Annotated in this window: 16 protein-coding genes and 7 tRNA genes; 8 read left to right on the forward strand and 15 right to left on the reverse strand. The window is 67.8% G+C overall.

Annotation, left to right across the window (positions count from 1 at the left end):
- The first annotated feature begins 5 nt into the window (after positions 1-5).
- Complete coding sequence (locus GSI01S_RS09620) at positions 6-668, forward strand: Type 1 glutamine amidotransferase-like domain-containing protein (protein ID WP_039867407.1); 663 nt, start codon at positions 6-8, stop codon at positions 666-668.
- A gap of 4 nt (positions 669-672) precedes the next feature.
- Here GSI01S_RS09620 and GSI01S_RS09625 read toward each other — a convergent pair whose 3' ends face one another.
- Positions 673-1,296: a GNAT family N-acetyltransferase gene (locus tag GSI01S_RS09625; RefSeq protein WP_006896362.1), complete on the reverse strand. Its 624-nt coding sequence runs from the start codon at positions 1,294-1,296 to the stop codon at positions 673-675.
- Positions 1,297-1,413: 117 nt separating this feature from the next.
- Between GSI01S_RS09625 and GSI01S_RS09630 the strand changes: the two genes are divergently transcribed.
- Complete coding sequence (locus GSI01S_RS09630) at positions 1,414-2,310, forward strand: DUF4261 domain-containing protein (RefSeq protein WP_006896363.1); 897 nt, start codon at positions 1,414-1,416, stop codon at positions 2,308-2,310.
- A gap of 2 nt (positions 2,311-2,312) precedes the next feature.
- Here the strand turns inward: GSI01S_RS09630 and GSI01S_RS09635 are convergent, their stop codons facing one another.
- Both GSI01S_RS09635 and GSI01S_RS09640 read right to left on the reverse strand, forming a co-directional pair.
- Complete coding sequence (locus tag GSI01S_RS09635) at positions 2,313-5,687, reverse strand: DUF499 family protein (protein WP_006896364.1); 3,375 nt, start codon at positions 5,685-5,687, stop codon at positions 2,313-2,315.
- A gap of 217 nt (positions 5,688-5,904) precedes the next feature.
- The gene (locus tag GSI01S_RS09640) at positions 5,905-8,670 is read right to left on the reverse strand and encodes a DUF1156 domain-containing protein (RefSeq protein ID WP_006896365.1); all 2,766 of its coding nucleotides are present in this window, start codon (positions 8,668-8,670) and stop codon (positions 5,905-5,907) included.
- Positions 8,671-8,816: 146 nt separating this feature from the next.
- Between GSI01S_RS09640 and GSI01S_RS09645 the strand changes: the two genes are divergently transcribed.
- The gene (locus tag GSI01S_RS09645; RefSeq protein ID WP_039867410.1) at positions 8,817-10,400 is read left to right on the forward strand and encodes an HNH endonuclease signature motif containing protein; all 1,584 of its coding nucleotides are present in this window, start codon (positions 8,817-8,819) and stop codon (positions 10,398-10,400) included.
- 12 nt (positions 10,401-10,412) lie between these two features.
- On the opposite strand, the gene GSI01S_RS09650 is transcribed toward GSI01S_RS09645, so the two are convergent.
- The 9 genes from GSI01S_RS09650 to GSI01S_RS09690 all read right to left on the reverse strand — a co-directional run bounded on the left by GSI01S_RS09650 (position 10,413) and on the right by GSI01S_RS09690 (position 16,733).
- Positions 10,413-13,895, reverse strand: a complete 3,483-nt coding sequence (locus GSI01S_RS09650; protein WP_006896367.1) for a helicase-related protein — start codon at positions 13,893-13,895, stop codon at positions 10,413-10,415.
- Positions 13,896-13,973: 78 nt separating this feature from the next.
- Positions 13,974-14,846, reverse strand: a complete 873-nt coding sequence (locus GSI01S_RS09655; protein WP_006896368.1) for a DUF4261 domain-containing protein — start codon at positions 14,844-14,846, stop codon at positions 13,974-13,976.
- Between the two features lie 118 nt (positions 14,847-14,964).
- Positions 14,965-15,039 (reverse strand) — tRNA-Val (locus GSI01S_RS09660).
- Between the two features lie 49 nt (positions 15,040-15,088).
- Positions 15,089-15,162 (reverse strand) — tRNA-Cys (locus GSI01S_RS09665).
- A gap of 14 nt (positions 15,163-15,176) precedes the next feature.
- Positions 15,177-15,249 (reverse strand) — tRNA-Gly (locus GSI01S_RS09670).
- A 52-nt stretch (positions 15,250-15,301) separates the two neighbouring features.
- Positions 15,302-16,378, reverse strand: coding sequence for a hypothetical protein (locus GSI01S_RS19520; RefSeq protein ID WP_006896369.1), 1,077 nt, complete (start codon positions 16,376-16,378; stop codon positions 15,302-15,304).
- Between the two features lie 70 nt (positions 16,379-16,448).
- A tRNA-Val gene (locus GSI01S_RS09680) sits at positions 16,449-16,523 on the reverse strand.
- 49 nt (positions 16,524-16,572) lie between these two features.
- Positions 16,573-16,646: transfer RNA gene (locus GSI01S_RS09685), tRNA-Cys, on the reverse strand.
- Between the two features lie 14 nt (positions 16,647-16,660).
- Positions 16,661-16,733 (reverse strand) — tRNA-Gly (locus tag GSI01S_RS09690).
- Positions 16,734-16,994: 261 nt separating this feature from the next.
- On the opposite strand from GSI01S_RS09690, the gene GSI01S_RS09695 reads away from it, so the two are divergent.
- The 5 genes from GSI01S_RS09695 (at position 16,995) to GSI01S_RS09710 (ending at position 21,562) form a co-directional block, all read left to right on the forward strand.
- Positions 16,995-17,066: transfer RNA gene (locus GSI01S_RS09695), tRNA-Val, on the forward strand.
- 258 nt (positions 17,067-17,324) lie between these two features.
- The gene (locus GSI01S_RS09700) at positions 17,325-19,130 is read left to right on the forward strand and encodes an ABC transporter ATP-binding protein (RefSeq protein WP_006896370.1); all 1,806 of its coding nucleotides are present in this window, start codon (positions 17,325-17,327) and stop codon (positions 19,128-19,130) included.
- A complete protein-coding gene (locus GSI01S_RS20680) occupies positions 19,127-19,300 on the forward strand; it encodes a hypothetical protein (RefSeq protein WP_324803216.1) in 174 nt (57 codons plus the stop codon). Before GSI01S_RS09700 ends, GSI01S_RS20680 begins: the two co-directional genes overlap by 4 nt.
- 24 nt (positions 19,301-19,324) lie before the next feature.
- Positions 19,325-20,890, forward strand: coding sequence for an ABC transporter ATP-binding protein (locus GSI01S_RS09705; protein WP_081598104.1), 1,566 nt, complete (start codon positions 19,325-19,327; stop codon positions 20,888-20,890).
- Between the two features lie 9 nt (positions 20,891-20,899).
- On the forward strand, positions 20,900-21,562 hold the full coding sequence (locus GSI01S_RS09710; RefSeq protein WP_006896373.1) for a TetR/AcrR family transcriptional regulator: 663 nt from the start codon (positions 20,900-20,902) through the stop codon (positions 21,560-21,562).
- A 13-nt stretch (positions 21,563-21,575) separates the two neighbouring features.
- Here the strand turns inward: GSI01S_RS09710 and GSI01S_RS09715 are convergent, their stop codons facing one another.
- The 3 genes from GSI01S_RS09715 to GSI01S_RS09725 form a co-directional block, all read right to left on the reverse strand.
- Positions 21,576-22,571 carry an alpha/beta hydrolase gene (locus GSI01S_RS09715; protein ID WP_006896374.1) on the reverse strand — a complete coding sequence of 332 codons (996 nt, stop codon included), beginning with the start codon at positions 22,569-22,571 and terminating at the stop codon, positions 21,576-21,578.
- Positions 22,572-22,707: 136 nt separating this feature from the next.
- On the reverse strand, positions 22,708-24,555 hold the full coding sequence (locus GSI01S_RS09720; RefSeq protein WP_006896375.1) for an ABC transporter ATP-binding protein: 1,848 nt from the start codon (positions 24,553-24,555) through the stop codon (positions 22,708-22,710).
- Positions 24,552-26,348, reverse strand: coding sequence for an ABC transporter ATP-binding protein (locus GSI01S_RS09725; protein WP_006896376.1), 1,797 nt, complete (start codon positions 26,346-26,348; stop codon positions 24,552-24,554). The genes GSI01S_RS09720 and GSI01S_RS09725 overlap by 4 nt, the downstream gene beginning before the upstream one ends.
- Positions 26,349-26,509: the final 161 nt, after the last annotated feature.

Raw genomic sequence — 26,509 nt, forward strand, 5'->3', positions numbered from 1 at the left:
CGCCGATGACTGACGTGCAAGGCCCACTGATCCTGCTGTCCCTCGGGGCGGGCGCTCTGTTGGAGAACCTGCCGCCGGTCGCCGGCGCGGCGCACGACGCCACCGAACCGCGTCGTCTGCGGATCGGCTACATCGACGAGGCTCAGCGTCATCTGCTCGACGCGCCGTTCACCGGACCCGAACGCGAGCGGCTCGTCCGGTTCGGGTACGACGTCGTCGATGTCGACCTCCGCAAGAGCGGCTTCGAGGAGGCTCTGGCCTGTGTCGACGCCTTCTACGTCTCGGGAGGCGACACCTTCGCGCTGATGTCCGGGCTGCGCCGCAGCGGCGCCGACAAGGTGATCGCCGAACGGGTCCGCGCCGGGACTCCCTACGTCGGCCTCAGCGCGGGAGCGGTGGCGGCCGGGCCGGACGTGGAGCCCGCGGCGTTGATGGACGACCCGGGTCTGGGTCTCGACCTGGCCGATTTCCGGGGACTCGGACTCACCGACACCGTCGTGATCCCGCATGCGGACGGGCAGTTGCCGCCGTATCCCACCGAACTGATCGACCGGACGCTGAATGAGTACGGCGACCGGTTCACACTGCTGCCGCTGTACGACGATCAAGCGTTGATCGTCGACGCCGCCGGATCGCGCGTGGTGCCGTCGGCCGAACCCGCCGTGTGAGGGTTCAGCTCTCCCGGGCCAGCACGAAGTCGTGCTCGATGGCGCCGTTCATGTTGAAGCTCTTGGTGCCGATCTGGCGGAAGCCCATCTTCGCGTAATACCTCTTCGCGCGTTCGTTGCCCGAGTGCACGCCGAGCCACACCAGGGTCGCACCGCGGTCGCGGGCGGCGTCGACAGCCGCGTTCATCAGGGCGTGAGACGGCCGGAGCCTGCTGTGGACGGCATGATGCTCGGGCAGCACGTACATCTTGGAGATCTCGGCGACCGTCCCGTTCGCGACGGCGGCGGCACCGGCCGGGAACGCGTCGACCGCCGCGCGCACGTCGGGGTCGGCCGGGAGGTCGTGGACCAGCAGCGCGTAGCCGACGATGGGGCCGCCGGCACCGGTCCGCGCGACGAGTACCTGCTTGCGCGGGTCCGCAAGGTACTCGGCGAACCGTGCGGCGGAGAGCACCTGCTCGATGTGCGCGGCGATGTTCTCCGGTGTCGAGTGCGGCGGGCAGGCGAGCGGGAAGGTCGAGGCAGCGACGTCGGCGATCGCGGGAGCGAGGCCGGGATCGGTGACCGTCTCGATCAACAGACCGGCGTCGCCGGCGGCCGATTGCGCTGAAGTCGCAGATTGCGTCACATACCGATTGTGCCTTGTTCCGGTGCGGCGGCACGACACGGTACCCCGCGTCCTGGTGCAATGGAGGCTGTATGGAGCTGTATGGAGGCTGTACCGCCAACGACCGTGAGGACGCCCGTGGATCCACTGTTCGTCACCCTGTTCCAGACTCGGATCGATCCCGGCCTGACGGCTGCGAGACTGCTCGAGCAGATCCGTGCCGACTGGGGCGAGTTGCTCGACTCCGAGTTCGACTCAGTTGTGGTCGAGACACAACGAGGCGAGGGACCGGAGTCCCCGCCGGTGTTCGTGATCGCTTTCGACGAGGTCCGGGTGCTCGTGGCGGGCGTCGACGTGCCGCAAGGACTCGACGTCGCCGACGCGGCTCAGGGCAGTCCGCTGTGGAGTGCGGAGGCCGAGCTGCCCGACCCGGACGGGCCGTCCCTCGTCGTCGCGGCGTCGTCGGAGGCGGTGCTCGCCGGCCCGGTATTCGACGATGCGGTTCTCGGTGACGCGGTTCTCGGTGACGACCGTGACCTCATCGAGGAGGCGACGCTGATCTCGCGGGTGGTGACCTCACTGCTGGCCTGCACCGACTCGGTGCGGGCGGTGTACATGCACACCTCCGAGCAGATCGCCGAGCCCTCGGCGTACCGGCGCGCGGCGCTGGAGGTCTCGCCCGACCTGCCGCTGATGCTGTGGGTCGATTTCATGGTCGCCGACGAGGCCGGACTGGTGTCGGCGGAGACGATCGGGATGTCGGAGCTGGGGTTGCTCGACATCGAGGTCACCGACAGCACACTGCCGGCCGAGCAGGTGGTGAAGGTCGTCGTCGACACCGCCGTGCTGATGTACGACGACGGTCCGGTCATCGGTGACGGTGACGTTCTCGGGACCGACAGCGGCGACTTCACTGCGCGGATCGCCCCGTCGAAGTACGACGCCGACCACATCGTCCTGCACCTCGTGCCGCCGACGGCGACCGCCAACCGTGCCGAGCGTCGCGCCGCGGCGCGGAAGAAGAAGCGTCGCTGACCTCAGTCGTTCTCGAAGCCGGACGCTTCGAAGCCGAGGGTCGTCGCGTTCTCCGACACGGTGCGGCGCACCGAATCGGAGAATCCGTCGGGATCGACGGCGCTGATCTCGATGCGGATCTCCACCCGTCCGGCGGCCGAGGAGAGGTGCTTGAGCACTTCCTGCTGGATGGTGCTGAAGTCGCGCGCCGGAAAGTCCGAGTCGAGTTGCGCTGAGCCGAAGTAGCGGCGCTTGAGTGCGCTCTGAGTGGTGGACTGCGTCTCCGCCGAGCCCGCTCCGGCGGTGGACGCGTCCGATGATCCGCCGTCCGCCGAGGACTGCTCGCCGTCGCGCTCCCGCTGCTGGCGCACCTCCTCGTCGCGCTGAGCGTCCGCCGGTCCCGGCTTCACGATCAGCGTGCTGTCGGAGATGTGCACGGTGGCGTCGTCGCCGGGCAGATGCAGCCCGAGATAGCGCTTCTGGGTCTCGTCGTATCCGTCGGCGAACGCGAATCCCTGCTGGCGCCAACTGATCTGGTCGTCGAGGACCGAGTACAGCCCGTCGATCAGCACCTCCCGGTCGCGCAGCCGCGGCAGGTATGGGTAGGTCGCGTAGTACCGGTGCAGCGTGCCCACGTCGAGGTGTCCGGAATCCCATGCCGCCGACAACCGGCCCGTCAGATCCAGATAGATCAGCGACGACGATCGGGCCAGCGCGATGTGTTCCAGGCTGAGCTTGGCGCCGGTGCGCGCGTACACGTCGTCCTTGCTGCCCGAGACGTTGACCACGTCGATGGAGTAGGTCGCCTCGCCCGTCTGCTGCTCGGGGCAGAGTGCCCAGCAGAAGGTCTCGTTGAGTCGATTGCGCACGATGTCGTCGTTCGTCGCGCGCCGTTCCGTCGCCTGCTTGGTCTGCTGACCGCCGAGCCCGTAGTCGTCGGCGTTCTCCGCGACGTGCTTCCACGCCAGGTAGTTGCGCACCGCCTCGTCCAGTTCGCGGGCCCGGTTGGTGTCGGCGGCGAGGAAGATCAGCGAGTTCTTGAACGAACGGATCGCGTTGCCGCGGTGTTCGAGGACGTTCGCGGCCCACGACTTGGCCGTCGGGGCCGAGGACCGTGCGGCGTAGGTGTGCTGCATGGGCACCACGACCAGACGCGTGTCGGTCTCGTCCGGCACGTCGGCGGACGATTCGGGGAACACGTGGATGCCGGCGAACGACTTGTCTGCGGAGGTCTTGCGCAGTTCGGTGAGCCGTCGCTCCACCTCGGCCCAGACGTCCGCGGGCGCCAGCCCGGCCGCGTGGTCGCGCGCGGTGCGGCTGATGTTGGCCTGGGTGTCGTACCAGTAGCGCGACGACTCGGTGTACAGGTACGTCGACTGACCGGTGAGGGCGTCGAGCGCCGAGTGGAAGTTGCCCGGTACGTCGCCCGGGAGAGCGGTGCCGAGGAAGATGCGGTGCTTCTCTGCGCCCTTGTGCGCCGAGTGCAGGCCCGGAGTCGCGGCCATGAACACCGAACGGGCCAGCCGCTGTGCCACCTTGCGCTTGCCGAAGTGCTCGTTGTTCTTGTCGACCAGCGCCGGGACCGATTCGGGGCCGGCGACGTCGGTGTGAATCACCGGTTTGAACTGGTCCTCGAGGTACTTGGTCACCTCGGAGACCACGTCGGCGTCGTCGAGTGGCACGGTTCCCGGCATGATCAGCGCCGACGAGTTGTCCGACCGCCAGAGGGTCCCGACCACCCGGTTCATCATCTGCAGGACGCCGCGAGTCCGCTGGAACCGGTCGAGCGTCGACCAGTCCTGGTACAGCCGGTCGAACAGCTCCGGATGAATCGGGTAGCAGCGCTTGATCCGGTCCTCGTACTGGGAGTCGCGGACCTCCGACGGGAACTCGGCGTGGTACTTGCGGTAGAACTCGACGACATTCTTGGCGATGTTGGCGATCTTCGCCGACGCCTCGGCGTCCGGTGTGGAGAAGATGCGCCGCCGCACGATCTCGAAGCTCTCCTCGGCGTTGGCGGGCTGCCACTGGTCGGCGGTCCGGCCGATCACGTTCTTCAGTGCGTGGAGTGCTTCGCGGCCGTACTCGCCGCCGACCTCTTCGTCGTTCACCTCGTCGCCGCCGTCTCCGTTGGACGACGCGGGGATCGAGATGACCACCTGAATGCCCTTGACCGCACGGGCGGCTTCGGTGAGGGCCTGGGCGAAGGTGAACTGGGTGTCGAAGTCGCCGGCCGGAAGCGGTTCCGGAGGGTTCACGAGCTGTCTGGCGTACGCCACCCATTCGTCGATCAGGATCACCGCGGGGGAGTACAGCGTGAAGAGCTCGCGGAGGTCGGCACCCGGGTTGGTCGAGGTGCGGTCGGCATGGGCGACGATGTCATAGGCTTCCTGCCCGCCCAGCTGCCAGGCCAGTTCGCCCCACATGGTGCGGATGTTCGGCCGGCCGTCGTCGGTGTTCTCCCGTGACGGGACCATCTGGTTGCCGACCAGGGCGACGCGTCCGACGCGTCCTCGCACCGCGTCGAGCGGTTTGGCGAGCGGAGCGACGTCGTCACCGAAGACGTGGCTCTCCGCGCCCGACGCCAGATGCCAGAGCGCGAGCATCGAGTGCGTCTTGCCGCCGCCGAAGTTGGTCTGCAGGTTGATGACCGGTGACGCGTTCTCATCGCCGGTCAGTCGCGCGACGTTCCGGGTGATCAGATCGCGCAACCCCTCGGTGAGATAGGTACGGCCGAAGAACTCGGCGGGGTCGGTGTACTCGGACTTGTGGCCGCCGCTGCGCATCGCGACGGTGTACAGGTCGGCGGCGAACTCCGCGGCGTTGAACTGGTCGCTCTGGATGTCGGGATGGGGTGCCAGGACGTCGCGCCATGCCGGCAGATTGTCGGAGCCCACCTGCAGCGCGGGCACGTTGCGCGCGGCCCGTTCGGTGGCCTGCCGGGTGCCGATGGCGCGGACGTCGTCGCGCAGCTTCGCGACGTCGGCGGCCTCCTTCGGAGCGTCGATGGCGAGCAGGAATCGGTGACAGATGTCGAGGTCGAACTGCGCGTCGTCGTTCGTGAAGTTCTCGTGATGCGCGAGCCGGTTCCGGGCGTCAACCAGCGGCGTCGCCAGGGATACCTGCGCGCGGCTGAGCCGCTTGCCGATCGGGTCCCAGCCGCGCCGGAACTTGTACGGAATGTTGTCGGTGAACATCCGAAGGCTGTCCGACGGGTCGAGCGGGTTGTACTTCTTGTCGGGGTGCGCGCTGGGTGCCTTGACCGTGCGCAGCACGTCGATCCAGCCGCTCGCCCCCGCCGGCAGATCGGGGCCGATCGTCTCGGTCAGGAAACGATCGACCGCCGGTCCGAGCAGCTCGAACGCCTGATGGATCCGATCCCGATTACTCGGCGCCACGGAGGGCTCCTTTCACTATTCACACAACTGTGTGTATTCGCGACGAAGGTTATCGCAGCGGTCGGACAATCAGGACGTCGAGGTCACGTCCCGCCGCCGGTGTGACGGATGCCCGCCTACGACAGCGGCATGGGCCTCCCGCCCCGCACAGGGCTTGCACGGCGTGTCGGCCGCTCCGGGCGTGTCGTGTCACGTGACTCGGCGGCGATCGCGCCGATCACAGCAGCATCTCCTGGTGCGCCGCACCCCGCGCACCGCGGGCGATGTCGCTCCATGCGGCGCCGAGGCCGTTGAAGCTGACCGCGAGGGCCGTCGATTTGCGATCCTCGGCGAGTTTGAAGAGCAGGCTCGCGAGTTCGCGGCACAGATCGGTGTCGACCGCATCCGGCACCAGGCTCAGCAGGGTCGACGCCGCGGGGATGCCCTCCGAGTCGAGGACCCGCACCAGGTGCATCACCACCTCCCACTGGCTGATCGACGAGTCGGTGGACGGGTCGTAGTCGGCAGGCATGTCCGTGGGCGCGATCAGCGCGACCCGGCCACCGCCCTTGGTGAGAATGCCCGAGCGCTCCATGCCGTCGAGCGAGATGCTGCGCGCGTTCGCGAGCGACTCGGCGTCGCCGAACTTGCCGCTGTCGAAGCCGTTCTGGCGGAACCAGGTCAGCGCGAAGCGGGTGGGTGCGTCGAAGTCGTTCTCCAATTCGCCGAGCACCTCGTCGAGGATCGCGTTGATGCGTTGCAGCGCGGTCCGGACCGTCATCTTCGACCCGTCGTCCTCCAGCACCGCGTTGTACTCGGAGAAGATGGCCATACCCGGCCCGATCGCCGCCTGCGGCAGATCGACCGGCGCGATGGCGCCCTGCTGCAACTCACGCAGGCTCGCCGGCAGTTCGTTCCGCAGCCGCGCCAGGAACGCACGGCGGTCGACGCGGGGTGCATCCTCCGGGCGGGGTCGGAGTGCGAGGACGATGGAGGAGGCGAGGGCGTTGGTGCCTTTCGCGAGAAGGCGACCGCTTCCTTCTGTTCGCATCGGCCATGTCGCAGTGATCTGCCACCCGGAACGGATCATTCCCTCGAGTAGGGTCTCCCACCCCGTGGACGACTGCCCACCTTCGGACGAGTCTTGCTGTTTGAAGGCGTAATACACGGTGATGGGATAGTCGGCGTACGCATTCTCGCGCGCTCGCCGGAATACATCGCGGAACCCTTCCTCGAAGAACTTATGTGCCCCTTCTTTTCCGTTGTGCCGGTATGGATTTGCCACTAGTTCCTCGGTCTTTGGGACCAACATCGTTGACAGAATCGAAGGGTGTACGCCGCGAAGTGATCGGCGAAGCCATACGTAGAAATAGTCCGAAAGGTCGGAGTACCCAATATTGTCGTAGTACGGGGGATCGGTTGAAATTAGTAAGCATCGACCGAGTGAGTCAGCGGCGTCGGTTTGCGTTGCAACCCCTCCACCCATTGGCGCAAATGCGACAGCCTGAGCGACTTTGTCGACTACGGTGGTGAGTCCCCCACCAGCAGATCCCAGCAAGTTGGCCTCAGCAAAGTCCCATGACATCGGAATTGCTTGGCGAGCAAATACTTCACGTAACGCTGAGCGGTCGCTCATCCAAGTCGTAATCGATGAGGAGAGGTTCGTTGCCTTACTTGTACTCAGTCCCAGGTAGGTAGCCACCGCATCCGCATACGCGACGGCTCCCGTTCCTCCGTCGTCGAGTCGGCTGCCCTCTGTCATTCCCGCCGCGAGGGCGTCACGCAAGGCCAACTCGCGTGCTTCTCCGACCAGATCGCTGAATGTCGTCAGCGCGGTGAGTTGGCGTGGAGTGAAGAGCGAGGCGAAGGTTGTAAGACCGTAGCGGACGACATTGATTCGCCCAGGCCAATCAAACAGTTCTCCAGCTGGCGCAGAGTCGGGGCGAGTGACTGCTGCGGCAACAGAATGCGCCTCACTCGGTGCGAGATACACCCGTCGCCGTTTCCCCTCCGCGACCGTCGCCATCAATTGCTCGCCCATCCGCCCCGCACGACCCTCCGAGCGGATGTACTTGAGTTCCACCGCCGTCCCACACCGAATGCAGGTCGCGCCGGTCCGGCCGACGGTCCCGTCGGTCTCCTTGGTCGGCGCCTGAGCAGGATCGTGACCGATCTCGTACCGCACGGTCTTGCCTTCGATCGCCGGGACGACGTACGCCTCCTTGCCCTTCTTCTTGCCGAGCCACCACGACCTGACGAGGGGCATCGCTATCCGGCACTCGGGATTCGGGCACGTCACCGTACGCGCCCAAATCCACGCGATCACCGTCGCCTCGGTGCCGTCGGGCAGGGTCGCCTTCGGATACAGATGTCCGATCCGCTTCTGGGCCTCGTCGCGCATCCACTGTCCGTAGCGGCGGACGTCCTCGGCGAGACCTGTCGCGCGGGGCCAGTTCTGGATCGTCTCGTCGGCGGCGCCGGGCCACACGGGCGGCTGGCCGGCGAATTTCGGGGGAATCTCGATCAGCGCCTTGTTGATGAGCACGGCGACGGGGTTCAGATCGGATGCATGAGCTTCGAGTCCGAGTCGTTGCGCTTCAAGGGGAATGGTTCCGCCGCCGGCGAACGGGTCGAGGATCGGCGGGGGATTGCCGTCGGTCGACTCCATGATCTTGCGATGAGCTTCGGCGAGCAGTTGCTCGTCGTTCGAGTTCTCCCACACCACGAGTCGCTCGATCAACTCGAAGAGTCGCTTTCGCTCCGCGATCTGCTCCGCCTCGGTGGGGTACAGGTCTGGGCGCGACGCGGGGTCGTCCACCAGTTGAGAGAACAGCACAGCGCGTGCCGCGGCCAGTGGCCGGCGCGCCCACCACAGATGCAGTGTCGACGGATGTCCGTGGCGGATCGACTTCTCGCGAGCGGACTCCTCGTTGATCTTCTGCAGCGGGATGCTGACCTCGATCAACTTGCGTCGCTGAACATTACTGTGTGCATCGCTGGACACGTGTACCCCTTGGTGAAGCGCATGGCGGACGAGAACGTTTCAACATAGCGCACACGGCAGTGTGTATCGCAATCGGTGTGACTCGCCTGAGAATGTCGGACCTCTCGAGTATCATCGAACGTAAGTTCGACAATCGGGGGGTAGAGATGAAAGTGCAGGTGAGAGAGCGTAGGGCTTCGTCTGTGACGGTGGCCGACGACGCGATCGTCATCCGGATCGAACGTCCGGACGTCGAGAACTCGCCCACCGTTGCATCCGAGGTGTCGGGATCGCGAAGCGATCGAGCGGCACTGCTCGGGTTCGCGGCGCGAGCGGACTGCTACCAGGGGCTGGTGCTGTGGCATCGGTACGAGGCGCTGTACTCGCTGCTCATGGCGAAGCAATCCGAGTTGGAGTCCGATCCGTCGGCGGACGCCTACACCCGGCTCTACGACCCACTGTGCCAAGTCGCGGCGTCGTATGCGGTCGCCGCGGGTGTGCAGCACTACACGGCAGAGCGGTTCGTCGAATCCGCCGTGGCCTGCATGGAGCGGATCCCGGCCCTCGGACGGATGTTGCGCGACGGACTGATCAACTCGGCGAGTTTCCGGCGCGCGGTGGAGCAGACGGCCCTCGTCGACGATGCGGACATCCTGGCCTTCATCGACGCGGAAGCGGCCGCGAGACTGCGCGAAGTGGGCGGTCTCTCGGCGGCGCGTGTGGAGACGATTCTCGGGGCGATCGTCGCCGAGCACGATCCCGACGCGGTGACCTTGACCAGGGAGGAGGTGCGAGCGGCCAAGCGCGTGCAGGTGAACCCGCTGACCGACACCGCCTCGGAACTCATCGTCACCGCGTCGGCCGAGGACGTGGCGATCGCCAAGGATGTACTCGATGCGGTGATCGCCGGCGTCTGCCCCAACGACCCACGTACCAAGGGCGCCCGGCGCAGTGATGCGGCCATGGCGCGCATCAACGGCACGGACTTCGTATGCGAGTGCGGTCGAGAGGACTGCACTGCTCGACTCGCGCCGGCCGACATCGCGTCGCGGTGCGCCCGGATCGTCCTGCACGTGGTGGTTCGGAAAGAAGTGCTCGAGGGGACGTCGCAGACTGCGGCGCATCTGGACGGCCACGGACCGATCTCGGCGACACACATTCGTGAGATGGCGTCACGGCCCGACGCTGTGCGTCGCGAGCTGAACCTCGACGACGTCATCGCGCAGGCGAGTCGGCCCGACAGCGGATACCGTCCGTCCGCGGCGCTGGACACCGCCGTCCGCGGGCTGTTCGGCACCTGCTCGTGGCCGGGTTGCGCCCGGCCCGCGTGGAAGTGCGACCTTGACCACGTATGCGAGTACGACCACGCGGATCCATCGGCGGGCGGCGTCACCTGCATCTGCAATCTCAATGCGAAATGCCGATTCCATCATGGGTTGAAGACCCACGCGAACGGGTGGGTCGACGATCAGATCGTGGACGCCGCCGGCGTCGTCTGGACAGAAGTCACCTCACCGGAGGGGATCACCGTCCGGCAGCAGGCACTGAACATGTGGCTCCTTCCCGAACTGGGCCACCTTCAGTGCGGACACGGCTCTCCGACACGCCGAGAAGCACGACACGCCGGTGACGAACCCGAACGCTCGCTGACACGGTTGCAGGCCAAGCACCGGTACCGCATGCAGAAGCGAGCGGCGAACCGCCGGGCTCGCGAAGCCATCGCCCACGACGCCGGCGCCCCGCCGTTCTGACACCGCGAGCCGTCAATGCGGCGGGAGTGCCTTCTTCCAGGCCTTGTGCCAGTTGAGTTCGACTCCGCTCACGTCGGTGTTAGCGAGGTCGACGTCGCGGAAGTAGTCGGTGAGGTAGCGGACCTCGTCGTGATCGGGGCCGTCGGGGCTCACCGAGACCATCGCGAGCCGGTGGTTCTCACCGGTGTTCTTGCCCTGGAGCACCTGGTTGTAGGAGACGAAGAAGGTGTCGGCGCCGGCGATCCGGCCCTTGACCTCGATGTACACCGATGGTGCACGACCGCCGTCCGCAGCCGGAGCCGGAACGGAGAGGACGTCGTATCCGGGGTTGTTGTGCGGCATCTCCTCGGGCATGCGGGCCAGGGCGCACTCGGCACGCAGCACCGCGTCGACGGCCCGCCGGTCGGTGGCCGTGGTGTCGGCGGCGTGTCGGCCCACCGACTCGCCGAGCATCCCGGCGGGGACCACGAGAACCGCGGTCTCCAGCCTCGGCGGGCGTGCGGTGAGGACACGCTCGTCGGCGAGCTCGCGCAGGCGGCGCCCGAGCCTGGCCTCCAACTCGCGCGCCCGCCGCTCGAGCCGTTCCGGGCTGAGGCGCCGCCCGCGCGTGGTCTTGCCGGCCGCCGATTCTTCACGCCGGCGTGCGACTTCGGAGTCCAGGTAGTTGATCTGCTCGATCAGCCGTGTGCGCACCGCTCTCTCGGTCCGCTCGACGTCGGGGACCACGCGGTCGCGGACCTCGCTCAGGTGACGGGGCACCGCGGTGGACGCGGCCCACGACAATGCCTGGTCCGTCAGTGAACGGCCGACGAACGAGTCTAGCCCGCGGATCGGCGCGCCCTCCGGGATCGGCTGCAGGTCGAGATGCGGCGCCGGACCGGCATCGGCGACGGACCCGTCGGCGTCGATCGAGACGAACGCGAATCTCTTGCTGACCACGGTCCCGGAGCCGTCGACGATCTCGGAGGTCAGGGCGAAGATCGCGCGCGGGGCGGTGCCGGGATCGGTCGGGTCGAGCAGTGTGGCGCCCGCGGCGAGGACGTCGGCACTCCCGTCCAGGACGGAGTCGATCACGGCGTCGAGCAGCGGGTGCCCGGGTGCCAGGAGGTCGGCGCGCACGGCGCCCGACGACACCGCCGACGGCTCGAACGTGACGCGCTCGTACGCCCTCGTCACCGGCCGCCCCGCGTGCTCCCGGCGGATGTCTCGATGACGCAGCGGCGCCGGAACATTCGAGATCTGGAACCGGTGGCGCTCCCGCTTCGACAGCCGACCGCCGAGCGCGGTGAACGCATCGGTGAAGAACTGCGCGATGTAGTGCGGCTGCAACCTGCGCGCGGTCGCCTCGTCCATCTCGCGGCGCAGACGCGCCATCTCGAGCGGATCGAGCGTCTCGCGGGCGAGTGCGCGCTCGGTGACGAGCGTGTCGCAGCCGGAAGCCACCTCGGCGTCGACGATGCGCTCGATCTCGTCGATCCGCGCGGGATCGTCGCCGTAGAGCACCGCATCCCACAGCAGGTCGCGCAGCGGCCGGCCGGCGAACGCTTCGTCGCCGAGAACGTCGAACAGCTTGCCGCCGTAGGCCGAACGTTGCTGCTCCATCTTCTCGAGCAGACGCGTGTAGACCTGACCTTCGCGAGTCTGGGCGGCCACGATGTTCCACAGGCGGCACACGTTCTTCTGCCCGATGCGGTGAATGCGGCCGAAGCGCTGCTCGAGTCGGTTCGGATTCCACGGCAGGTCGTAGTTGACCATCAGGTGCGCGGCCTGCAGATTGAGCCCCTCGCCGGCGGCGTCGGTGGCCACCAGCACCAGCCGCGACGGTTCGTTGGTGAACTGCTCCCGGATCGCGACGCGCTCGCCGCGCCGCGTGCCGCCGTGAATCGTCAGCACCGCGTCGTCGGAACCGAGCACATTGCGGATCTGCGCGGTGAGGTAGTCGAGCGTGTCCTTGTGCTCGGTGAACACGATGAGCTTGCGCGGACGACCGTCCTTGCCGCGCAACAGTTCTCGATCGGTCAGCAGTGAACGCAGCTCCGACCACTTCCGGTCGATGCCGCGGTCGCGCACACGGGTCGCCAGCGCCACGAGGTCTTCCAGGATCGCGATCTCGGTGTCGAGTTCGGCGACGGTGCGTGCGGCGGTCGCCGCGTCGACCACTTCCTCCTCGATGCGCTCGTACTCCTCGGCGCTGTATTCGTCGGGATCGTCGAAGGCGTCGGCGGGCGGCAGCGGCATCCGATCGTCGACGGGGATCCGGCCGGCGATCAGGTCGGCACGACGCGAGGCGAGCCGATCGCGGCGACGCTGCAGACTTCGCAGCACCGCGTGGGTGCTCGACGCGAGCCGGCGCTGGAGGACGGTGAGCGCGAACCCGACGGTGCGGCGTTTGGGGGAGTCGGGCGAACTCTCCGCACGGTTCATCTCCACGCGCACGTACTGCGTGACGGCCTCGTACAGCTCCGCCTCCCCGTCGGAGAGCTCGTAGGGAACGGTTTCGGCGATCCGTTCGGGGAACAGCGGCCTGCCCTCGAATGTGAGCAGTTCCTCCTTGACCATCCGTCGCATGAGGCCGGAGGTGTCGGCGACCGCGTCCGACTGCGGGCGGCCGGCGAATCGGTCCTCGTCGAGAAGGGAGAGGAACAGTTGGAAGTTGTCGTCGTTGCCGGCGTGCGGCGTCGCCGTCATCAGAAGCAGGTTGCGTGCCACGCCGCCGAGGACGCGGCCGAGCTTGAACCGCTCGGTCTCCCGGACCTCGCCGTCCCAGCCCTGCCATGACGCGGACATGCGATGCGCCTCGTCGACCACCACCAGATCCCACTCGCTCGCCTCGAGGTGACCGATCAGGTCGGGGTCGCGGGCGAGCTGATCCATGCGGGCGATCATGAACGGGTGGGCCGGGAACGGGTCGCCGCTGGGGCTGGCGTTGATCAGATCCCGGGTCAGGAGAGTGGCTGTGAGGCCGAACTTCTCCGACAGTTCGTCCTGCCACTGTTCCACCAGCCCGCCCGGCGCGACGATCAGCAGCCGCGCGAGATCGCCCCGGAGCAGCAGTTCCTTGGCGTACAGCCCCGCCATCACCGTCTTGCCCGCGCCGGGATCGTCGGCCAGCAGGAAGCGCAGGGGAGTGCGCGGCAGCAGTTCCCCGTACACCGCGCGGATCTGGTGCGGCAGGGGAGAGATGTCGCTGGTTCCGACCGCCGCCATCGGGTCGTGGGCGCCGGTCATCGCGATGCGCAGCGCCTCCGTCGCGAGGCGGAACGTCCGCGGGTCGGCGTCGAAGGTCCACGAGCGCTCGACATCGTCCTCGACGACGATGTCAGCGATGTCGTCGGCGAACAGCATCTCCTCGCGGACGCCCAGTCGGTCGTCGCGGACGACCACCGTGGCCGCCGAATCTCCGCTCGGGATCACCGCGACGAGGTGGACCGGCTCGCGCCAGCGGCCCGACAAGCGCTGCCCGGGACGCAGATCGGTGAGGGATCGCAGATTCATGTGCACACCATAGTGGGCGCATCGGACAGTTCCCGCGTCGCGGTGGTGCTACTTGCGGTGGTGTTACTTGCGGTGGTGCTACTTACGTCCGAACCAGCGCCGCTTCCTCGGCTGCGCCGGCTCGTCGGCGAGTTCGGGTTCCGGGAAGTCCTCTCCGACGAACTCCAGCGACAGGACGGTCTTGTCCGCGTCGACCTGCGACGGCGCGTGGTGCGCGACGATCTCGGCGGCCTCCGTGGCGCCCAGCGTGTCGCCGTCGCCGATCACCGGGCCGTTCTCGAGAAGGTAGATCGCGGTGTTGACGATGCGGCCGAAGGTGTCCTCGGCGGACTCGTGCGACTGCACGATCTCGACGTCTGGCAGCCCGAGCATGTCGAGTCCGCGCGTATGTCCGGTCATGATGCCGTCGGGTCGCGGCGCGACGTTCAGGGCCACCCACGCCGGGAGCATCGGATCGGGGAGCGTCTCGATCGCCAGGTCGCGGAACAGCGGAGGCAGGATCACGTGATTCGCGCTGCCGAAGTACACGGCGACGATCGACTCCGACAGTGCCACCGCGGCAGCGATGACCTTCGACAGCAGGACCGCATCGGCGATCGCCTCGACATGGTTCGTCTCATGTCCCGGCCGGACGACGGTGACGATGGTGTGCGCCGAGTAGTCGGCGGGCGCCGGAGTGTGATCGGGCCACAGCCGGCTGTACTGGGCGATCTCGGCGAGGTCGTCGCCCACCGGTGCCGCGATCCCCATCAGGAAGATCTGCCGGTCGCCGTACGCCAACGCCAGGGGCGAGTCGGCGTCGTCGGCCGCCCCCGACCCGGCAGCAGCGTCGCCGACGCTCAGCAGATCGGCGTCCAGGTCCGGGAAGTCGCTGAGCATCTGTGCGGCGAGGCGCTCGGCGGAGAGTGCGGGATCGAGTCGGCTCTGGAACAGCATCGCGAGGCTGGGCACTGGAGTCCGGTCCTTTGCAGTGGGGTTCGAGGGGCGGTCCGGCCGAAGCGGAACGCCGTCAATCCTGCCAGAACCGGGAACGACGAAGCCCGCCGGATCCCGGCGGGCTTCGTCTGCGTGGTGCGCGATACAAGGATTGAACTTGTGACCTCTTCCGTGTCAGGGAAGCGCTCTCCCACTGAGCTAATCGCGCGGGTCTTATTGAGTTGGTGCCGTTACTCGAACTCGGTACCGGTGTTCGGTGGAGGTGGCGACGGGAATCGAACCCGTGTGCACGGCTTTGCAGGCCGTTGCCTCACCACTCGGCCACGCCACCAGGTGATCTTTCCGAGCGGATGACGGGATTCGAACCCGCGACCCTCACCTTGGCAAGGTGATGCGCTACCAGCTGCGCTACATCCGCATGCCGGTGAACTCGTCTTGTGGACGCTGTCGCTCACCGGCGAGAACAAACACTAGCGGTACGGCGGCGACATTTGCAAACCGGGGTCCCCGTCGGACCGTGGACTCCGCCAGATCAGCCGCTCCGCCTCGGACGCTCCGAGGTCGCTCGCGGCGAATGCGGTGACGTCGGCGGCTCGCTGACGGAGATGGTCGGCGACGCTCCGGTCGAATGCGGCGTCGACCCGGGACTCGAAGTCGTCGATCGGGCCAGTGGCGTCGAGCCAGGCACGTCGGTCGAGCTGTTCTCTGGCGCGGTCGGCGCCCTCGGCGTACGTCAGGAACGCCAGGACTCGATCCGTGAGGGCGTCGGCGCGCTGGTCCAGGCCGCTCGACTTGTCGATGTAGGCGTTGACGATCTCCGGATCGGATGCGCGGGGGCCGAGGGGCTGCGAACCGAGGATTCGGCGCGCCCTGCGAATCGCGGCGGCGGACTCGGCGACCGTCCGAACCTCGGCGTCGAGGTCGATGCGGGCCTGGTATCGATCCAGCAGATCGTCGTGCCATGCCGGGTTCTGGTGCAGCCGCGCCGCCACCACGGCGGCCAGCACCGCCAGCCGGCCGTTCTCGTCCGCCTGCATCAGCCGTAGCGCGGCCTGCTCTTCGGAGTCCGGTCGGTAGCGCCGGCGCAGTCGCATGTCGGCGATCTCAGCGGTCTCCACGTGCTCGGGCGGTTCGACGAAAGGGAGCCAACTCAAGCCGACCGCTCGGGCGCGCAGGGTGAAGTCACGACCTCTCCAGGTGTCCAGCGCCAGCGCCAGGTGGCCGGACACCGTTCCGTCGCGGGCTGTCTCGCCGAACACCGTCTCGCCGCACGGGTCCGGGCCGCCCGCATCCGCGGCGGCCCGGGCGGCGTCGTCGTACTGCTGCTTGCGGATTCGGCGCGACTCGCGGAGACGCTCGGTGTGCGTCGTGAGTCGCCGAGCCAGTGCGTCTCGAACGGGCCGTGGGCGGCGAAGCGGGCGTCGGTCGTCGCCGTCGGAGCGTCGGGCATCGCGCGGGCGGTAATCGGAACTGCCGGACGCGGGCTGCCGGACAAGGATCGCCACGGCGACCACGACGAGTGCGGCGGCGACGAGCATCAGTGTCATGGACACAGCACAGCATGAGGGTCGGACAACGAGACGAGGCCCGGCGGTCGCCGGGCCTCGCTGTCGGATCTGGTGCGCGATACAAGGATTGAACTTGTGACCTCTTCCGTGTCAGGGAAGCGCTCTCCCACTGAGCTAATCGCGCGGGTCTTATTGAGTTGGTGCCGTTACTCGAACTCGGTACCGGTGTTCGGTGGAGGTGGCGACGGGAATCGAACCCGTGTGCACGGCTTTGCAGGCCGTTGCCTCACCACTCGGCCACGCCACCAGGTGATCTTTCCGAGCGGATGACGGGATTCGAACCCGCGACCCTCACCTTGGCAAGGTGATGCGCTACCAGCTGCGCTACATCCGCATACCGGTGAGCTGCCTTGTGGGCGTTGCTCACCAGCGAGAAGAACACTAGCGGCACGTATGTCGTCAAGACAAATCGTGAGGTCAGCGACTTACATGGATGTGATTCCGCAGATGGGAGCGTTCTTGGCACCCCGGAGACGGGCTCGCGACCGTTCCTCGCGAGTGTTCCCGGCTCTCGAGCGGGGGATTTGGTGCCGTCGGCCGCGATGTGTAATCTGTTTTCTCGTGCGACCGACGCAGGTCGTTCATAACTCGATACGGTCCCGTGGCTCAGTGGAAGAGCGTCCCGTTCACACCGGGGAGGTCGCTGGTTCGATCCCAGCCGGGACCACAAGAAGAAGACCCGCAGGTTACTGCGGGTCTTCTTGCTGTTCGACGCGCGACTTGCCACTCGACGCGCGAGCGCGATCGCGACTCGACGACGTTCCGCCTCTCCTCCTGCTGTTTCGCAGATCTCGGTCCAGCGAGTGCCTCCTTTCTCTCTACTTTCGCCCCGCTCGGGGGCTTGCCACGACTTCGCATCGACCCTATTCTGAACGCACTTCATTAATAGGTATGGCAAACCTAAGACACATGCGTGAGGAGCGATATGACGACGCTGGAAGCGCCACCGGTGCAGACCGCCGACGACCCGCCGACCGATCCGAAGGTTCAGCAGCGCGAGGACTCCCGCGCGCTCCGCGAACTGATGCGCCCGGTGGCCCCGCAACTGGCGCTCGGTCGTGGACTCGCGGTGATCTCGGGTGTGCTCGCAGTGGTCCCGTACGTCGCGCTGGTGCACATCGGCGAGGTCCTGCTCGATGCGGCCCGTGCGGAGGCACCCGTCGACGGCGATGAGGTGAACCATTGGATCGAGATCCTGATCGTCACCTTCACCCTGCGGCTCGCCGTCTATTTCGTGGCACTGGGCGTCACCCACTTCGCGGACATCCGACTGGGGCATACGATCCGCCTGCGGATGGTGGAACGTTTCTCGCGTGTGCCGCTCACATGGTTCACGTCGACGAACTCCGGCCGCGTGCGCAAATCGCTGCAAGACGATATCGGAACCATCCACCACCTCATCGCCCACCAGCCAGTCGACGGCACCCAGGCCGTGGTGATGCCACTGGCGTTGACGGCCTACGCGTTCGTCATCGATTGGCGGCTGGGTCTGCTGGCCATAGCGACGGTTCCCCTGTACGCCGCCGCGATGGCGTTGGGAATGCGCGGCATGGCGGAGAAGACCGTTGAGATGGACGCCAAGCTCAGCGTGGTCTCGGCACGGATGGTCGAGTTCGTCACGGGTATCACGGTGGTGAAGGCATTCGGACGGGTGGGCCGCGCGCACAGCGCCTATCAGGAGGCCGCCGGCGATTTCCAGGCCTTCTACTACGCCTGGGTGAAGCCGCTTCTTCGAGTCAGTTCGCTGGGTACCTCCCTGCTCGCGGTCCCATTGGTACTGCTGATCAACATCGGCGGCGGCGCCTGGCTGGTGCACCGCGGCGAGGTCACCACGGCCGACGTGCTCGCCACCTCGCTCATCGCATTGTTGGTCCCGTACGGCATCGAGGTGCTGATGAACTCCATGTGGTCATCGCAGATGGCGGGCGCGTCCGCGCGGCGTCTCACCGACCTGCTCGAAACCCCGACCCTCGACGACGACGGTGTTCGCGCCCAGCCCGAAGGACACGACGTGGAATTCGACCACGTCAGCTACTCGTACGGCGGGCCGGGAGCGGACCTGGCACTCGACGACGTCTCGTTCACCCTCCGCGAGGGCACGATCACCGCGCTGATCGGCCCTTCGGGCTCGGGCAAGTCGACCATCGCGACTCTGCTGGCGCGCTTCGACGATCCCTTCGCGGGGCAGATCCGCCTCGGCGGCGTACCGATCGCCGAGATCGACCACCTCTACCAGCACGTGAGCTTCGTGTTGCAGGAACCGCAACTGCCGTCGATCTCGCTCCGCGACAACATCGCCCTCGGCCGGCCGGACGCGACCGACGAACAGATCCGCGCAGCCGCCCGTGCCGCCCGGATCCTCGACGACATCGAAAGTCTCCCGGACGGCTTCGACACCGTCTACGGCTCGGCGAGCGGGCTCTCCGGCGGTCAGGCGCAGCGCATCGCCATCGCGCGTGCCGTACTGGTCGACGCCCCCGTCCTCATCCTGGACGAGGCCACCGCGCTCACCGATCCGGAGTCCACGCACCAGATCCAGCAGGCGCTCAGTGATCTGGCCCGCGACAAGACAGTGCTTCTGGTGGCGCACCGACCCGAGGTGGTCGAGGGCGTCGATCAGATCGTGCTCGTGGACAGAGGGCGCGTGCTCGCAACCGGCACGCACGACGACCTCCTCGGCGAGCCCGGCTACGCCCGCCTGTGGGAGTCGGTCGAGGAAGGCGAGAAATGATGAACCTGCCACTGATCGACATCATCCCGCGGATGAAGCGGATGGTCTCCGCGCCCGAGGCGCTGGCCCCGGCGTTGCTGGCCGCAGTGCTGGCCGGTCTGGTCGAAGGTCTGGCCCTGGTCGCGTTGCTCCCAGCCATCAGCTCGCTTGCATCCGGCGAACGGGTGTGAGGATCGGGAACCGCGGGATGGCTGATCGTCTTCGCAGTGCTCGCGGTGGCAGCCTTCGCGCTCATCTACATTCAGGAGCGGCGCACGTACGCGGTCGCTCTGGACTTCCTCCACAGCATTCACCGGCTGGTGGGCGACCAGGTGTCGAGACAGCCGCTGGGCTGGTTCGCACGCCCGCTGTCCGGCCGATTGTCGCGGATGGTCTCGTCGGAGTTGATGATGGCGGGCGAGATCTTCGCCCACATGATCGGCCCGCTGGTCTCGCGGATCACTGCGGCGATCGTGATCGTGGTGGCGTCGTGGTTCTGGAATCCGTGGCTCGGTCTGATTCTGACGATCGCCGCACCGGTGTTCGTGATCATCACCCTGGCGTCGACTGCGTTGATGCGCAGTGGCGAGCGGATTCACGAGCCGGAAGAGGTGAATCTGGCGAACCGCATCGTCGAGTACGCGCAGTGCCAGGGCGCACTGCGATCGTGCGGTCGAGGCCGCTCGTTCGCACCGTTGGACGCCGCGTTCGGTGACACCCTCCGCGCCCGAAGAAGAGCACAGTGGATCGAGACCGCCGGTCTGTTGCTCTCCGGCATGGCGACCCAGGGAGTGATCGTCGCGCTGATCTCCATCACCGGAGCGCTGGCCGTCTCGGGGGCGCTCGAACCGATTCCGGCGCTGGCGTTCGTCGGTTTCGCACTGCGCTTCACTTCCACCCTCTCCACCATCACCGAGAGCGCGATGAGCCTTGAATCTCGGCGGCCGCTTCTCGACGCCATCGACGAGGTGCTCACCGCCGAACCGCTGCCTGAGCCGCCGTCTCCGGCCGAGTTGACCGCTCCCGGCTCGATCGAACTCGACCGGGTGAGTTTCGCCTACCACTCCGACCAGGATCCGGTCCTGCGCGACGTCTCGCTCCGGGTGCCCGCCGGTGCGATGGTGGCCCTGGTCGGTCCCTCCGGCAGCGGCAAGACCACGCTGATCAGACTGGTGAGCCGCTTCCATGACGTCGACGCCGGCACGGTGAAGGTCGGCGGCGTGCCGGTGACCGAGCAGACCACCGAGCAACTGATGGGGCAGTTGTCGCTGGTATTCCAGGACGTCTATCTGTTCGACGACACCCTTGAGGCCAATGTCGCAGTCGGCCGGAGCGGCGCGTCGCGGGATGAGATCCGCGCGGCGGCGGACCTGGCCGGCGTCACCGAGATCGCCGAGCGGCTCCCGGACGGCTGGGATTCGCGGGTGGGGGAAGGTGGGCGAGCACTCTCCGGAGGCGAACGGCAACGAGTCGCCATCGCACGGGCATTGCTGAAACGGTCACCGATCGTGCTGCTCGACGAGGCCACCTCGGCGCTCGATGTGGAGAACGAGGCGAACATCGTCGCTGCCGTCGAACGATTGCGCACGCAGGCCACCGTGCTGATCATCGCGCATCGTCTGGAGACGATCGCCGCGGCCGACCAGATCGTGGCGCTCACCGACGACGGGCGAGTGGAGGCGCAAGGCACGCACGAGCAACTCCTGGCCCAGGACGGCACGTACTCGCACTTCTGGAACCGGCTGCACAGTGCGCAGGGGTGGCGGATCGTCGCCGACTAATCTGGACCGGTGCAGGGTTCAAGCTCACCGGACAACCGGCCCGTCCGCGGCGGACGGAAGGTGGGGCGCAAGCCCGCCTTCACCGCCGACGACGTGGTCGCCGCGGCGATCGCCGAGGGCATCGACCGGTTCACGCTCTCGGCGGTCGCCGAACGGCTCGGCGTCGTGACGGCTGCCATCTATCGGCTGTTCCCCTCGCGCGACGACTTGGTGATCGCCTGCCTCGACGCGGCAGGGGCGACCATCGCGCTGCCGGAGCCGGGCAGCCGATGGCGCGACGTACTGCGGTTGTGGGCCGACGAGTGCTGGCGAGTCTGCGACGACTTCCCCGGCCTCGCGTTGCTCGTATACGCCTTCGCACCGGCGCCGTCACGGATCGAGCACGTCTTCGCCGCCTACGTCGCGGCCCTGGCGGCGGAGGGGAAGACCCGCGGCCAGGCGATGTTCGCCCTGGACTTTCTGGGCGACTCGGTATTCGCCTCGCACCTGTCGGTGGAGTCGATGCGCGCGGTAGACGAGCGCGGCGACTCCGGACTGGACCGGATCCGCCGGGCGCTCGGTGCGGGCGACACCGCTCTGCGTCCGGACGACTCGTGGATCGACCGCGGGGCGGTCGACACCAAGATCGACTTCATCCTCGCCGGCCTGGAACACCACTGGCCGGAGATCTGAGCCGCGCCCGGAGTCAGGCGCCGATACCGCGGGCGATCTGCGGCCAGGACTTGTGCAGCTGGTCCTGCCAGTACTTCCAGGAGTGCGAACCGGCCGGAACACGGTCGACCGTCGCCGGAATGCGGAGACGGCCCAGTTTCGCGGCCAGGTCCTCGGTGCACTGACGGGTCGCCGCCTCGATCGCGCCGCCGACGACGATCTGGTCGGTGAGCGTCGCCGAGTCCGGGACGTACTGCGGGGTGTCGTACTTGCCGGGCAGACCGGTCGCGGCGCTCAGGTACAGCGAGACGCCGCGCAGCCCGGCGGCGTTCACCACCGGATCGTTCTGACGCCACAGGGGACCGTTGTACGGCCCCCACATGTTCCGGGCGTCGCCGCCGCCGCGGGTCTCGACCACCAGCCGCACATACGTCTGGCCGGGCTGGGTGGAGGTGGCCGCGCAGCCGCTGTAGGCGGCGACGGTGCGATACAGACCCTTGTGGGCGATCGCCAGGTTCAGCACCGAGGTGGCCGACGAGGAGATGCCGGCGATGGCGTTCCGGCCGTTGGTGGAGTAGGTGCTGTCGATGACTGCGGGCAGTTCCTCGCCGAGGAAGGTCGACCACTTGTTGACGCCGAGCTTCTCGTCGGGCTTGAGCCAGTCCGTGTAGTAGCTGAACGCGCCCTTCATCGGAATCACCACGTAGGCGTTCTTCTGTGCGAAGAAGTTCACGACGTCGGTCTTGCCCTGCCAGGTCGCGGAGTCCTCGCCGCCACCGGCCCCGTTGAGGAGATAGAGCACGCCGGCGGGCCGCGACCGGTCCTTCGGCAGAAGGACGGTCAGCGGTATGTCGCGGTTCATCGCCGCCGAGTGCACCACGATGTCGGTGCTGGTGGGACCGGTGGCGCTGGACGACACCAGCGCGGAGGCCGGCGCGGCCGAGACGGGCGCGGCCGGCAGGCTCGCGCCTCCGACGATGAGGGCGGCCGCCGTGGCGGCGAGGGCGATTCGGGAGGGTCTGCGGATCACGGTTCGGAGTTCCTGTCGTCGGGGCGGGGGAGCGGAGCCTTTCGCGGAGCCCTGTCAGGCGAGCGGAGCCCAATCAGGCAATGAGGCTGGTCACATACTTGCACATTCCGTGTCCGCTATCGGCCCTTGTCGAACATCAGGTCGGGCCGCGCCCGTAGATTCGGGCGAACTCACCGCCCGCAGCCAGCAGCTCCGAGGCCGAACCGTGCTCGATGATCCTGCCGTCGGCGAGCACTGCGATCGTGTCGGCGGTCGCGAGTGTGGAGTACCGGTGGGTGACGATGAGCGTGGTGGTGCGGTTCCGCAGTGCCTCCAGACCACGGCCGATGATGAGTTCGGTGCGCGGGTCCGCGGCGCTGGTGGCCTCGTCGAGGATGAGGATGTCGGGGTCGGCGGCGAGCGCGCGCGCGACCGTGATGAGCTGTTTCTCGCCCGCGCTGAGCAGGGTGCTGTCGCCGGAGACCGGCGTCTCGGGTCCGCTCGGCAGCCCTGCCAGCAGCGAGTCGACCATCGCTTCGTCGACCGCCCGGCCATCGGTGGGGCGTCCGTAGTCGACGTTCTCGCCCGCCGTCGCGCTGAACAACCACGGATCCTGCGTCACCACCGCCATCATCGACCGCACCTTCGAGCGCGACATCCCCGCGATGTCCTCGCCGTCGATCAGGATCCGTCCGGCGGTCGGGTCGGCGAACCGCTGCAGCAGCCCGGTGAGTGTGGTCTTGCCCGACCCGGTGGCGCCGACCAGCGCGGTGGTGCGTCCGGCGGGCAGCGTCAGGTCGATTCCGCGCAGTACGGGGCTGCCGTCGGCATAGGAGTAGTGCACGCGCTCGAAGGCGACCGTCGGCGGAAGCGTGTGCCGTCCGGGAGCGGCGACCGGCTCATCGTCGACCGCGGGCTCGGACTCCTCGTCGGCGCCCAGGAACGTGCGCACGCGACCGAATGAGATGAAGCCCGACTGCAGGGTCGGCAGCGTGCTCGACAACTCCGTCATCGGGGCCGAGAGCTGCTGAGTGTACATCACGACGGCCTGCAGGGTCCCGAGCGTGACGGCGCCGTCGAGCATCTTGAGCGCACCGAGGACCGCGATGATCACGAACACCAGGGCGTTGCAGAAGGTGAGGACCGGGGTGATGGAGCCGCTCCACGCCTGCCCGCTGCGCGCCGCGCGTTCCAGCCGGCGGTTGAGCGCGTCGAACTCCCGCGAAGTCTGCGGATGTCCGGCGTACGCGGCGATCATGTCGTGGGCACCGTAGACGTCTTCGATGTGTGCGCTGATCGACGAGGTGGTCCGCCACTGCGCCTGCATGTGCGGGCGGGCGAACCGGACCACCGTGAACGCCAGGGCCGCGGTGACCGGGATCGTGGCGAAGGCGATGAGGGCGAAGAAGGGGGAGAGCAGGATCAGCGCGACCGCCACCGCCACCACGGTGAGCACCAGCACCGGCAGTTGGACGAAGAGCGGGCCGATCACCGTCGACATGTTGTCGACGTCGACGGTCATCGCGTTGAGCACCTCGCCGCGCCGACCGCCCTCGAGTCGGGAGACCGGCAGACGGTGGATCTTGCGCTCCACCCGTTCGCGGATGGTGCGGATCGCGTCCTGAACCGCGCTGTTCACGAGCAGGCCGCTGCCGATGCGGGTGATCGTGACCAGGGCGATGGCGATCAACGCGACTGCGGCGGCGGCCCACAGCCGGTCCCAGTCGATCCCGGCGCCCGGTACCGCGCCGGTGGTCTCGACCACGTTGGCGAGATCGCCCTGCCCGCTTCTGCGGAGTTGCTCGACGGCCTGCTCCCGAGTGTCGCCCGCGGGCAGCCTGGTGCTCACGGCGCCGGAGAAGATGATGTTGGTGAGGCGGGCCAGGAGCACCGGCACGGTGACCGTCGACAGGGCGGCGACCACCGACAGGACCAGCGCGAAGCTCAGCCTGCGGTCGGAGCCGAGGAAACGCCGGAACTCGCGCAGCGCGCGGACGATCCTCATCGTGAGACCCCCGTCGCCACAGTCGGACCCCCAGGAGCAGGAGCAGGAGCAGGAGCGGCCTGCGCCTGGGCGAACTCGCGGTACACGGCGCATCGGGTGAGCAGGTCCTCGTGGCGTCCGGTCGCGACGATCCGGCCGGCGTCGAGCACCCCGATCAGGTCTGCGGAGCGGACGTTGTCCACCTGCTGGTCGGCCAGCAGAATCGTCGCCTCGGGCAGCGTGGCCCGGATTCCCGAGAGCACCGATTCGGCGGTACTGCGGTCCATCGCCGAGAACGCCGAGTCCAGGCACAGGATCCGCGGTCGCCTCACCAGCGCGCGTGCCACCGCGAGCCGCTGCCGCTGTCCGCCGGAGAAGTTGGATCCGCCCTGCGCCACCTCGGTGGAGAGTCCGCCGCGGTCGACGACGGTCGTCGCCATCTGAGCCGCCTCGAGGGCGCGCCAGAGACGGTCGTCGTCGGCCTCGGCGTCGCCGAGGCGGAGATTCGATTCGACCGTGCCCGCCACCAGTGACTGACCCTGGCCCACGTGGGCGACGGCCGCGCGCAGGTCGGGCAGGTGCCACGCCCCGAGTCGGACGCCGCCGGCCTCCACGGTCCCGGATGCGGGGTCGAGCAGTCTCGGCACCAGCGCGAGCAGCGACGACTTGCCGCTGGAGGTGCCGCCGATCACGGCGGTCACCGTCCCCGGCAGGCACTTCAGCGAGACCGCGTCGACGGCCGGGTGATCTGCACCTTCGTACCGCACGGTCGCCGACCGGAAGGTCAGCGGCAACGGACCCTCGACGACGGCGGTCCCGTCGTCGTCCAGGCCCGCGGGACGGTTGATCACGGCCGACAGGCGGGTGGCGCTGGCGCGGGCGCGGGGGAGCATTCCGGCCAGTGCGATGAACACCGTGATACCCGCGACGATCTGCATCAGGTACCCGGTGAACGCCGTGAGGCCACCGATCGTCAGATGCGAGTCCTCGATCAGACGGGCGCCGAAAAGGCTGGTGGCGACGCTCGCCAGATTCGCGATCAACAGGACCCCGGGCAGCAGCATCAACTGCAGTGCCGCGACCCTGCGGACCAGAGCCGTCAGATCGCGATTGACCTCGGAGAACCGGGTGCTGGCGGCCCGCTCGCGACGGAACGCGCGAATGATCCGGGTGCCGCCGAGTTGTTCGCGCAGCACCCGGTTGACGCGGTCGACCGCACCCTGGACGCGCGTGGCCAGGGGCGTGACATAGACGACGAAGATCCCGATGCCGATGCTCAGCACGATGGCGGTGACGACGATGACGGGTGCCAGACGCACCGACTCCCGCAGCGACATGGCGATCGCACCCACGGTCACCAGCGGTGCCGCCACCGCGACGCTGGTGGTCAGGAACACCGCCTGTCCGACCACCGAGGTGTCGAGGGAGGTCCGAGTCAGGAGCGTGGGCGTTCCGAGTTCGTGATAGGTGGCTGTGGAGAAGTCGGCGACGTGCCGGTACACCGATCGACGCAGGTCGGCTGACGTGCCCGCCGAGAGCGCCGCGCCGAGCGCGATGGCGGCGAGCGAGGCGACCAGTCCGCCGATCGCGACCGCCAGCATGATCGCGCCCATCCGTTCGATGTACGGAACATCGCCCGCCACCACTCCGTTGTCGATGATGAGCGCGTTGAAGGTGGGCTGGGCCAGGCTCGCGGCCATCGCCAGGATCTGGGCGAGGATCACTCCGGCGACGATCGCGCGGCGGTTGCGCATCGACGATGCGGCGAGCCGGACGAGATCGGCGCCCGGCCGGGCCGCGTGTGCTCCACTCACCTGGAACGGCTCCCTTCCCGAGCGACGGCCCCGTGCGGGCGCGTGCTCGTGTCTCATGCGTGCCGGACGCCGGCACCGGATGCCAGTATGGCCAGCGTCGCCGGGCGGAGGGCGCGGACGGGTCGAACTCGACAAAGAACCCTGGTCCGACACCCCTGTGC

It is taken from the genome of Gordonia sihwensis NBRC 108236, assembly GCF_000333035.1.
Classification (GTDB): Bacteria; Actinomycetota; Actinomycetes; order Mycobacteriales; family Mycobacteriaceae; genus Gordonia; species Gordonia sihwensis.